At 42.8% G+C, this 12,549-nt stretch carries 8 protein-coding genes; 1 reads left to right on the forward strand and 7 read right to left on the reverse strand.

Going from position 1 to position 12,549, the window contains the following annotated elements; translation table 11 throughout:
* From BW716_RS05000 to BW716_RS05010, 3 genes are all read right to left on the reverse strand, one after another.
* Positions 1-457, reverse strand: a 457-nt coding sequence (locus tag BW716_RS05000; RefSeq protein ID WP_143708723.1) for a hypothetical protein, incomplete at its 3' end; no start/stop codon positions are given.
* 4 nt (positions 458-461) lie between these two features.
* On the reverse strand, positions 462-1,550 hold the full coding sequence (locus BW716_RS05005) for a hypothetical protein (RefSeq protein WP_083721430.1): 1,089 nt from the start codon (positions 1,548-1,550) through the stop codon (positions 462-464).
* A complete protein-coding gene (locus tag BW716_RS05010; protein ID WP_143708724.1) occupies positions 1,551-3,806 on the reverse strand; it encodes a hypothetical protein in 2,256 nt (751 codons plus the stop codon). It lies immediately after the preceding gene.
* Between the two features lie 547 nt (positions 3,807-4,353).
* Here BW716_RS05010 and BW716_RS05015 point away from each other — a divergent pair.
* Entirely contained in the window at positions 4,354-4,680 is a 327-nt protein-coding gene (locus BW716_RS05015; protein WP_179090998.1) for a T9SS type A sorting domain-containing protein, read from the forward strand.
* Positions 4,681-4,741: 61 nt separating this feature from the next.
* Here BW716_RS05015 and BW716_RS05020 read toward each other — a convergent pair whose 3' ends face one another.
* The 4 genes from BW716_RS05020 to BW716_RS05035 form a co-directional block, all read right to left on the reverse strand.
* On the reverse strand, positions 4,742-5,608 hold the full coding sequence (locus BW716_RS05020) for a PorP/SprF family type IX secretion system membrane protein (RefSeq protein ID WP_179090999.1): 867 nt from the start codon (positions 5,606-5,608) through the stop codon (positions 4,742-4,744).
* A 67-nt stretch (positions 5,609-5,675) separates the two neighbouring features.
* The gene (locus BW716_RS05025) at positions 5,676-10,784 is read right to left on the reverse strand and encodes a gliding motility-associated C-terminal domain-containing protein (RefSeq protein WP_083721434.1); all 5,109 of its coding nucleotides are present in this window, start codon (positions 10,782-10,784) and stop codon (positions 5,676-5,678) included.
* Between the two features lie 9 nt (positions 10,785-10,793).
* Positions 10,794-11,954 (reverse strand): ABC transporter substrate-binding protein, encoded by a 1,161-nt coding sequence (locus tag BW716_RS05030; protein WP_083721435.1) that lies wholly within the window; start codon positions 11,952-11,954, stop codon positions 10,794-10,796.
* Between the two features lies 1 nt (position 11,955).
* On the reverse strand, positions 11,956-12,549 hold the full coding sequence (locus tag BW716_RS05035; RefSeq protein WP_083721436.1) for a phage tail protein: 594 nt from the start codon (positions 12,547-12,549) through the stop codon (positions 11,956-11,958).

Here is a 12,549-nt window from a genome sequence, read left to right on the forward strand (position 1 = left end):
AGGTACCCCCGGAGGGAAAATTGATAAACACCTTCACCTGACTTTTATTCCTGCTAAATAAGCAGGTACTATTGTGAGCACTGTCAAGAAATGCCAGCATCTGTTGCATGGGGTTCGTACTTACTTCACCTGGTGTACTGCTGGCGAGATACATGACCTTATCCTCTTTGAAGAGGACGATATTGTACTTGCTATTGTGGATGGTTTCTGTGCTATCCAATATACTGTGGTAGTTAGTCCCATCTATTTCAACAGTACCCCGCATACTATCCAGCAAGATTGCTGGTGTATGTTCATTCGCATAAGTATACAGGATATAATAGCTTGTGGGAACTGTAATAATCCTGTCCTGCACCTGTCGTACCAACTGCATGACTTTGGCAATCGCAGCAGTATCCTGTGCACATACGGGGCAGTAACAGATAGCCATTATTATCAATAGAATTATTCGTCTCATTTCTTCACTTTTTTTGATAATAGAATTTCATCTGCCATTTTTCACGACGTCTATTTTGCAGCCGGAACAGGTATGATTGTCCACTGGAAATATTTTTATCACTACCAAAATCAACTTCTAACAGGTTCATACCTGGCTTAACGGAGAGCGTACCTGTTTTTACAATCTTCTGGGAAGCATTGAGGGAAACAATTTCATAAATAACGGTGCTATCATTTGCATCATTTGTGTAACCACATTGAAATGCACCTGAACAGGTAATGGCAGAACCATCTATTTCCTTTTTCAATTGTACATATGCATATTTCACAGCCGCTACAGTATCAGTAGTAACAGGTTTGATTTTAAATGTCCAGACATCTGTTTGTGCAGAGAAAGTATTTCCATTGTTTGCCGTCACCGTCCAGGCATATGTTTTAGAAGTATCCAGTGCTACTGCTGATACCGGATAGTTCAGGAACAAATCTTTATAGTACACACTCCGGTATACAGGGATATTTGCTTGTATGGCTTCAGCAGCAGATTGCCCTGTGTGTAGTTCAACGATGGTAAATGTATAATTCAGGTCACTATAGATGGTGATAGGTGTCGGAGGCAACCAGGTAAACTGTGGCAGGTTGCCTTCCACGACACTTTCATCTGCAGGACTATTTAATAATGGTGGACTTACCGGCTCTACAGTGAAGGGTAAACAATCTTCTGCCAGCAGAGTATTCACTTCGCCTGATTCCTGGAATAAACTGTAACAGGCAATATAATTCCCGGCAGTGAGCAGACCATTTGCATTCCTATCTGCCGCAACAGAAAGATATTCATAGGTTACAGGAGAGACATCGCCTGCCTGTAGCTGTTTTGCTCCTTTATTCAGCAAAATAGAACGGGATACCCCTGTTAATACCGGTTGATTCGTTTCTGCATCTGTGACACGTAATTCAATAAACACATTCATGGAAGAAGATGCCGATACCAACAGGATATTCCATAACTGCGCTTTTTGTAGTACGCCTGTCGGGGGTAACTGCACCGTCATACTGACCTGTGCATTGGTCTGAATGGATAGCCATAATAATGCTATAATGATGTAGCTTTTCATTTAAAAGGTTTTTGTATAGGTGAGCCTTCCTGTATTATTTGAAACCAGCTTCTTTTCTGTGCCGGGAATAAATCCTTTGTCTGCCATCATTTCCAATTGTCCCAGGTAGCGAATCATCACCCTGAAATTGCCTGTATATCCTACTTTACTGAGGTCATACACAGATTGATAACTATACTTCAATCCTCCTCCTATTTCCAGCCATTTAAATGCTTTGAACTGTACACTGCCATTTGCACCGTATAGATCGTATTCCCCATTCATGGCAGCAGAACCGGTGCTTTGTACAGTAAAGCGCCCGAGGAACATCGTATGGTTGAGAAGTATGCTATTTGTATTGTAATAGACATAACTACTGTCATCCATCTTATTATAAAACCTGGTATATGAGAGCAGGGTATTCATCATGATTCGTTTTATTTTGTAGAAGTGGCTGACAGTGCCTACCATGGTATAGAAGGTATTCTCGATATAGGAACCGTCGCTCAGCTTTGTGAGCTGAGAGCTGGGGTAATAACCCAGGCTGAATACAGGGTAATGTTTAATATTCAATGTAGCCTGGATGGTTTTGTAAATAGTGTTACTCTGATAGTTAGCCTGTTGGTAAGTGGTGTTATAATCATTACGACGCACGGATGCAGTGATCATCAACTTCTTTTTAAAGAAAGGCTGATCCACACGTACAGACCAGGCGATTTGTTTAGCGCCTGTGGTATATAAACTAAAAGACTGGAAACCGGCCCCCAATACCTTGTATACACCTGTCAGTTTTGTGTGGGTTTTAGTGATCAAACCATTGGCAGATAATGAATACGCCAGGTTGCGATGTTCACTAAACCTCAGCATGCTTCTGACTTTAGTATCATCATCAGTAATCTGGTAATAAGGTAGCGATGATTTTGCTACTTCCCCCGTCACGTAAACGTTCTTACTGATCTGCCAACGGCTTTCTACAGCCATCCCCATTATATTATAATCAGGCGTGGTACTGTCTGTACCGGTACGCTGATTATAGAGTTGTTTCTTTCCTCTGAAAAAAGAAACATAAAGGTGATTCCCTTCTTTCATTCCATAGCCACCTCTGATCATAGTAAGGTATTGACCAGGCGAGCCATTGTATACCACATAATTCCGGAAACGGTAGTCAATCGTACCTGCTGCAAATGCCACGTAATATCTGGGGTTATACTCAACCTGTATACCCTGGATACTGATGGATTTGGCGGTGAGTTCAGAATAATCAGCAAGGGCACGACCTATTGAAAGCTTACGAATCGCCAGCAATGTTTTATAGCCTTTGGGCAGAACGGAATCCGGAAGATTCATACTATTTAATTGTGCGGAGAGTTCAGCATTATTCCGGCTAGTTGATATCTTTTGCACCATATCACCTTTTAAATTCCCTACCTGTAACTGATGCGCATGATAACTACTATCCATTTGCTGCCATCTTTTTTGCAGACTGTCAAGCTGTTGTTGCCTGGCAGTATATTGCGATTCAATACTGGTATCGGAGAGTAGTCTATTACTACAAGGCTCTCTGATACCAGCCTTGTAGCGTAAATTAATATTGGGTATAGATGGGATAACAGGAATTCCTGACAAAGAATCATTGTGTTTACCATATAATTCTTTTTCCTTTGCTTCCACCAGTCGTTGTAAAACAGCCGGAGAAGATAACCAGCTTTTCAACTGGCTGAGTTCTTTTTCCTTTGCATCCAGCAGGGCTTTCTCATCCATTAATTCCTTTAATTGTTTGATACGGGATACATCCCAGTTCTTTAGTTTTTGAATTAACAGGTTACGAAAGTCACGGTTGGTATATTGTATACTAAATCCTGTGATGTTACGGAACAGTGATGAGTTACCTTGTGTAGTAGAAAAGGCGACATGAACAGGATATTGATCGCGGATTGTAAGATCCATCCATGTAGACAAGGTATGCTGATACACATCTTTCTGCTGATATGGCGTATCAATTTTCCCCTGGTAGTAATAATCATACATCACATTGCCATGTACTACCAGGAAAGGTTTGTGGGGTGGTTGATGCCATACTCCAGTATCATAAAGTTTGTCGGGGAATACGGGGATCATGCGTATATTATTCCCTGTATCCGCTGCAAGCAGATAAGAGACTTGTCCTGAGGATTGTCTTATGCCGCGGGGAAAAACAACAATAGTGCCTTTACCGGGAGCGCCGGGAAGGGTGGTACTGCGTTGCAACTGTGCATAAGTATTCAGGCCCCTCATCATGAGGAGAATTAATATAAAACAATGATTCTTCAACCTGTATTAAACAGTTGGTAATAAAATAGGTAAAGGCTCAGTATTATGATCTATAATACAGCTCTATCAGGGTTGGTATTGTCCATTAACAAGTAAAGTAAATTAATTACATAAGGAAACGTTTATATGTTCGCGTTAAAATATAAGGGAAACAAGTAGTTAACGATAGACTAAATTGGTAAAAGCAAAATTAGTCAAATAATGAGTTATACAAAATAAATCTAAATATGGAAATTGCCAATTGAGCGATAAGAATCAGGGGTTCATAGCCATCAGTATTTTACATCATATATTTGGGGGATGGAAGAAGTTTCAGAGTTGCATGCAGATCAAAAAGAAATCCGGGGAAAATATACCTATGCGCAAAAATCTGTTGGACCATAATCTATGACATTTAGCATTAAAAAGAACTTCTGACATCCACCTATATTTTTATTGTAATAACGACCCGGTTCCCTCACTTCCGCAGTAAATGAATATTCTTCGATTACACACTCAGTCAAAATTAGAAAGAATGATGAGTTGCCAGCCTTCAATTTTGGCTATTCAATCTTTCCGGCAGGAAGCAGACATGATTGAAGTATCAGCTTATCCAAACCCGGTAAGTGACGTATTGTATTTTGATCTAAAACATAAAATGGGTAATTATACTGATAAAGTTGTCCGGGCTGCTACGCTTACGAATTTGGAGGGACAATTGCTATATCAGAAATTATTTACCAAAGGAGATGAATATCGTATTAATATTCCAGTAGCACTGAGGGGCATGTTTATTTTGAAATTAACAGACAACGATGGTGAAATACATACAAAGAAAATACTGATCAATAAAGAACTATAGAATATGGATGCTTAACCCCTTTTTATTGAAATGCCGGTTCCTTTCGGAACCGGCATTATAGTTACTTAAAGAGCTGTACCGTTGCGCCTATCTCAAAGGCGCCATCTACATAAGTCTTTATCCCTCCCGTCTGCGTTGTATACATCGCCTGTACCGACACCATTTGCCATGCTTTTACACCTATTCCCGCCGTCAAACTTTTGGATGAATGATACATCGCCATTATATTCGCCACATTATTCAGGAAACTGACATTCAAACCCGCATCCAGGATATTATCATATCCCTTCACGCCTCTATACACCAGTTTTGGTTCAATAGATGTGACCTCATCACTCCCTGGCAGGAACTTATAAGACACCGCCGTAAAGAAGAGGCCACCGCCGTCGGCCCCCAGGTTATTCCCTGTAAACAGGTTACGTACATTTGGTAATGCCGCCTGTACATTCAGGTGCTTATCCGTATATCCCATTCCAAACTCCGCTTCAAAATAGTTATCCCTGCGATTAAATCCACTAATGGAAGGATCATTTGAATCACCGTTCACTGCCTTTACATCCAGACGTTGTACATTCCAAACAGCAGATAAACCAAAATGAAACTGCTGCTCCTCTAACCCTAATGGGATACGATAGGCATACGTCATCGCAACACGGGTACGATCTATCAATCCAGCTTTATCGCTCATCACCTGTGCACCTACCCCTACCCTGCTATTCACCTGCCAATCGCCGGAGGCAAAGGCTGTGACCGGGGCACCGGGCATACCGCCCAACTGACGACGATAGGCAGCATTGAGACGCATGCCTTGTTCCAGACCAGCCATGGCCGGGTTGGCCAGGTACTGGTTCTGGAAATATTGTGTGCCGGAGGGTTCCAGCAATGATTGAGAATTCCCTAAGGACTGTGCCTTACTTTCATAGGCCATGCATAGACCTCCAAGTAAGAATAAGCATATATACTTTTGTAAGCTCATCACCTAATTGTTAATGGGATCAATGCTGGTCCCTGATGATTGTAATAAAGCCTTTAGCAGGTGTGTTATAACCGGCTGCTTTCAGGATATAATAATAAGTGCCTTCTGCCAGCGGACTACCATTGTAAGTACCATTCCATTCATTGCTGTAATTCTTTTGATGATATACAACACGACCGGTACGGTCATAAATAGTCAGGTCATTGTTTGGATAACGGCTCAGGTCATTAATGATCCATTTATCATTCTTGCCATCGCCATTTGGCGTAAGCAGGTTGATCGCATCTATTTTAAATTCATTCACTACTGTGATCGTCACCGCTCCTTCATTGATACAACCATTATTATCAGTTACCGTCACTGTGTATACTGTGTTCTCTACAGGCTTGATTTGCAGGGTTGCTGTTTGCTGACCGTCTACAATACCGCCGGCATTTGACCATTCATAACTGACACCGCCAGTAGCAGTGAGATTCATGGCTGTTCCTCTGGAGATCACGGTATCCTGATCGGCTGTGATGATGACTGTTGGCAATGCATTTACCTTGATGGCAAATGTGCTGACCAGCGTATCTACACCACCATAGGCAGTACCACCATTATCCTTCACTGTTACGGTTACATTGACTGTACCGCTGATGTTTGGTTGCAGGTAGTATGTAACCAGACCAGTTGCATTTATTGCCAGAGAAGTAAAAAATAGTTGGTCAGCGCTTACGGTGTAGCTCAGGGTTTGCCCGTCTTCTACAGCAGAAGCCCCGGTTGTTTGAACTGTCTGTACAGTTGGGATATCACATACTTCCTGATCAGCAATAGCGTCCAGTGTCGGTGCCTGGTTTACCTGACCTACCTGAATGGTAAAGGATCTTTCAGTGTATAAACCATTTGCCAGTGTAGCACGTATGCTGACATTGTAAGTGTTCCTCACAGCATAATCCAGTATGGCGCTGGTCAACAGCTGGTTTCCTGAAATCGAGAAGAATGCATTGTCAGGGGTGCCTGCAACTAAGGTATAAGTATATACCGGATCAGGTTCCGCTGTTACACCAGAGAGGTGACCTACGAGTGTTCCCACAGGTGTGTTTTCAACAATGATCTGGTTATCCAGGCTGATGTCTGTAGGCGGTAATGGTACGTATACCACACTTACGCCTACTGTGGCAGCATTGCTCACATTCATACCATCACTCACTGTTAGAGTCAGGGTGACGGTTGTATTGTTGTTGGCATTCAATGCAGCTTCATCTTTTACAGAGAGCATGCCCGTAGCAGCATTGATGGCAAAAGCACCGGAAGGATCATTGGTAATGGTCCAGTTTTGCAGCGTGCCTGTTGCTTCAACAGCATTGATCGTACCCACGGTGGTGCCTGCGGCACTATATTCATCTATACTGAATATCTGACCGGTGGTGATGACAGGAGCAGTAATATCTGATAATACAGAGATGGTATTAGAAGCAGTATTACCATTTGATCCTTTGTTCATTGCTACATCTGCAGGCAGGGTCACTGTTACATTACCATCTGCGGATGGGGTGATCGTTACTGTATAAGTGATGTTATCGCTTGTTTGCAGGTTGCTGGCGGCACCGTTAATAACAGTAAAGCCAGCGATTGAAAGACCAGTTACTGCTTCGCTGAATGTAGCGGTAGCGGTATAAGGCGCATTGACGTTTGTAACAGTGGTAGATAATGTCACGGTTGGATGTACGGTATAAACATATACACCTGTCGTACTACCTGCATTATTCAACGTAAGGTCAGCATTGTTAGTATATAAATCCTGAATGGTACCTGTAAGCGCAGATAATGAAATACCATCCAGGTCATTTTCGCCATCCTGAACGGTATAGCTGAATGACAAAGTGTTTGTACCTGTTCCGCCAGTGTAAGCAGCATTCACAGTTGTACTACCGATTGTAACCGGCAATACCGGCGTACCTGTTACATCCACCACGAAGTTAAACTGAACGGAGAAATCAAGTGTCTGACCAGCATGATAATAACCATTCGCCGGCACACTCACCTGTGAAATAACTGGTGGGATCGTATTTACTAACACACCAGTCGTAGAAGGCGCTGTGAAAGTCAGTACCGCATCATTATCAAAACCATCTTTAATACTACCACCGCTTAATACCCCTGTTGCAATACCATCCAGATCCTGATCGCCATCTTTCACCAAATATGTGAAGGACAATATGGTAGTACCTGTACCAATAAGATAATCAGCATATACTGTACTGTTACCGATAGTAAAAGCAATATGTGGAGTACCCCTTACATTCACAGCGTCACTAAATCTTACCTGGTAGAGCAATAAGCGACCTGTAGTATAATATCCATCAGCTGGCGCAGTTACCTGCGTAATAACAGGCGCTATCGTATTTACCAGTACATCGGCAGTAGAAGGTGCATTCAATGTCAATACCGCATCATTACCAGCCGCATCTTTAATACTACCACCACTTAATGCACCTACTCCAATACCATCCAGATCCTGATCGCCATCTACAACTGTATAAGAGAATGTCAACTCGTCAGTACCTGTACCACTGATATAATCAGCATATACCGTACTGCTACCCATTGTAATAGCGATATGTGGCATACCTGTTACATTCACCACTTCACTAAATGTCGCTGTGAAGTTTAAAATGCTACCTGATTTATAATATCCATCAGCTGGCGTAATGACATTGTTAACAACAGGGGCCGTAATATCAGCCAACAGGGCAAGCGTATTGGAAACTTTATTGCCATTACTTCCGATGTTCACCGCTACATCCACTGGCAAACTAACTGTTACATTGCCATCGGCAGATGGGGTGATCGTAAATGTGTAAGTAATATTATCTATTGTAGACAAAGCAATTGCTATCCCATTTACTACTGTAATATCAGTAGCTGTTAAACCTGTTACCGCTTCGCTAAAATTAGCTGTTACTGTAAATGTGCCATTCACCAAAGCAGGTAACAAAGTGGTCAGTACCACTGTAGGACGAATACCATTTACCTTAACCCCAGCTGCTACAGAACTGCTAAAAGTAATATTCAATACATTCCCGGCGGCATCAGTCAGCGAATTCCCATTCACCTGCAGCGGAGATACCGCTTCTATTCCGTCATTATCCAGATCTCCTTCCTGTACGGTATAATTAAATGTCCATTTGTTGGTTCCTGCACCTGATGCATATACAGCCTTCACAATGGCACTACCAATGGTCAGATTCACATAAGGTACATCTCCTGCATTGTCAGTATTCACCACTTCACTCATATTCAATGACAGCGTGATTACCTGCCCGATATGATAAGTAGCATTTGCAGAGAATTGTGCAGACTGAATAGTCGGTGCTGTATTGTCTATCGTCCAGGAATAAGTAGCAGCCTGCCCTAAATTACCTGCCACATCTGTTGCTCTCACGCTTACTGAATGAGGGCCATCACTCAACCCATTTATCGTATAAGGAGATGTAGCCGGCAGGAAAGGACTTCCATCTATGCTGGCAGAAAAACCAGTTACATCTTCATTTGCCGTAAATGTAAATGTGGATGAATTACTGTTTGTTGGGTTCGAAGGACCCGTTACAATAGTAACCACCGGTGCTGTCTGATCGAGATTAATCGCAGCACTTGTACCACTTACATTACCGGCAGCATCTTTCACCTGCATGTACACTTTTTGATTACCATCACCTGTTGCCAGCGTATATGATTTAGTCGCTGCAAATGTCTCATAAGCACTCCAATTACTACTATCTGCCGAGAACCGCATTTGCAGGCCAGCATTTGCATCTGTGGCTGTTTCCGACAATGTTACATTCAAAGAATTTGTAACAGCGGCTCCCCCATTAATAGCCAGTGAAATAACCGGCGCTGTCTTATCGATAATCATCACATCTCCGGTGGTAAAAGGTACATTTGACATAGCAGGGGTAATACCTGTGCCATTTACATCCAACCGGATCGTACCATCACCGGTACCTGTATATACAACTACATTATATGTTGTATTGTTTACCTTTGACACTCCTGCTATTGCGGCCCCTGTTACACCCGTAGTTGTCAGGGTAAAAGCATTTGTTCCCGGGGTCGATACATCCGTGCTAAATGTCACCATAAAGGTAACTGTGGTTGCATTGGTTGGTGAACCCCCATTTTTCGTCACACTTACTACTGTAGGCATACCCAATCTGATCAAGCGCCCATTTCCACTCGTAAAACCATCTGCAGCATACACCACACCATTATTATTGACAGTTAACCCTGTAGGATAAGTAACCCCAGATATCGTCAAAGATGAATCCAGTATAACACCCATTGCTGTAGGATCAGTATATTTTACTACTGCAGCAACACCTTTTCTCACTGCTTCAATTGTATACAAATTATTGTCAGCATCTGTGGCCAATGCAGAAAATTCCCTGCCCGTAGCCAGCGTAGATACTGCATAAGAGGGATATGTCAGTTTTATAATACCACCAGCCGGTTGTACTGGACTTTCCATGAAGTCTGTAAAATAAATATTCCCCTGTGTGTCTGTTGTCAGCCCCCAGGGATAAGAAGTACCTGCTGAAGGCACCGAAAGACCATCGAAAAGCCGTGTCCCACTATAGGCTTCTAAGCCGTAAGTATACCTCACAATATCAAATTTGGCCGAAGAGCTATTATACTCCATCGCCAACAGGTTGTTAAAAATATCTACTGTAATAGCTGCAAAATATCTTCCGGATTGTACCACTGTTGGTGTATACAAGCCCGCGGACAGTTTGATAATCTGGCCGGTACCTGTCTCAAAAGAATTGAGCACATACACATCGCCAAAGGCGTTAACAGCTATTCCCCATGGCTTATCACCCTGGATAGCTGTACCATGACTCAAGCCTGAATAGATCACAGTACCAGTGCCGGTGCCGCTTGTAAATTTCACTACATCATATAAATTTGTAGCGCTATTCAGCCTGGTGGTATAAATATTATTACTGGCATCTTTGGCAACAGCTGTGTAAGAACCGCCTGTTTCCAGTGTGGAAAGGATATACTGTGCCTTACCCGACAGCCAGACGGTTACAGCAACAATGATCAGGAGTAATACCCTGATACATCGTGTAAATGTATGCTTCATATAAACCTGTTAAATACAGAGAAAAGGGTTCTGCCAGCCAGAGATATTCTCTTGATGAATGATCTGTAAGCTGGCATCGTCATGACGAATTCCCTCGCCCTGGTCAAGAATAATTTTATTTATCTTTTGGGAAGTTGTATTCAGTTTTATAATGTTGGACACAGGCAATCCTAATCCGGTAGAAGGATGGAAACCTTTCTCTCCCCTGGGGCCACGGATCGTGTTCGTGCGTAGTTGTGCTTTTACTTTGTCCCAGTCGCCTTTCTGTGCATAGGGCAACAATTCTTTCCACACCAACCCTGCTTCATAACCCATCAATCCATATATATTTGCAGGCTGTTGTGCTTTGCGCTCAAATGTCTTTACGAACAGTTTATTTTCTTTTCGCTCATCTTCTTTCAGCCAGGTGAGTGCACTGTAGATTTCCAGTTCCAGGTGCCTTACATCATCCAGAATATCTTCGTAGGCCATCGTCTCCACTACTGTCAATGGAATAGTTTTACTGAAGGGGCTTTCTTTCCATGCAGCCAGAAAACGGGTACCCATATTCCCACCAAAAATAGCATGTACATAAGGAGGAGGATTCCGCTCTATTTCCGCAAAAAAACCAGTGAGGTCCATGGCATTGGTATCTGTAGGACTATTGGGTAATACAGTCACCCTCAGCTCCTGTGCACCTGCATTGAATGCCCCCTGTTGAAATGCATTTGTAAGATGATACCCGGCCTCATAAACTGGCATTACCAGATGCCCTGCATTACCAAAACGCTTTTGTGCCCAGCGACCCAGTGCATATTCTGATTGCCATATCTGATGAGATGCATAAAAGATATCCGGACTAATGGTAGCAGGATCAGGAATGAGCTCACCCATGTCAAAGAAGAAACCCAACTTACGCTGTGCTTCAACTACCGGCATGAGTGAGGACAAAGATTTATAACTGATCAACCCTGACAAGACATCGGTCTGATTAAAAAACAATAATTTCTTAGCTGCCTCAGTGGTCGTAGCCGGGCTACCACTTCTGGTGAACTCCGGCATGATCTGTAAAATTCGCTGACGTGCAGGATCCAGTCCCATTCCCAACATCCACCCGGTAATCAGGTGTGCGGAATAAAAGGGATATACACCGCTATACGGCGTCAGAAAACCAATATTCAATTGCTTCATATCAGGAACGGGAAGGGAATATTCCAGCTGTTGCAATACAGTAGTTCACCGCTAAGTAAGGCTGTATAATAGAAAATGGCTGGCTACCTCCCGCAACCATAACTGTAATCGTTCCTGAAACATCACCAGGTACCAGCGTAGCATCAGGGGAAGCAGTAGTATACCCATTCACATTAAATGTGTTTAACCCTGCACCTAAAGTTGGTAATTTAGCAGGCACCACAGTCGAACCAGGTACATTGGTAGTAGCTACACCTGTACTTGCCTTGGGTGCCGCAGTGAGTGTATGAGTGGTTGTATGTGTATGTGCAGGCATCTGATTGGTCGTAAGGGTTATTAATTCTGTTCCTCCCATTTGTCCAATATCATAATTAGAAAGCCCCTGCCCGGTTCCCATACCTACAGGTATTCTGCCACGCAAATCAGGAACAGCAAAAGTACTCATGCCATCACCTCCATAAAATGTGCCGATAAGGGAGAATAATGCCGTGTTCTGGGCAATTGAAATCAAAGCTCCATTACAAGCTAACCATCCGCCATAGGGGGTGAAGTTAAATGCAAAAGCTACGATAAGTGCCATGTAAGGGTCATTCAT

The sequence above is a fragment of the [Flexibacter] sp. ATCC 35208 genome (assembly GCF_001975825.1).
In the GTDB taxonomy this organism is placed as follows: domain Bacteria; phylum Bacteroidota; class Bacteroidia; order Chitinophagales; family Chitinophagaceae; genus Chitinophaga.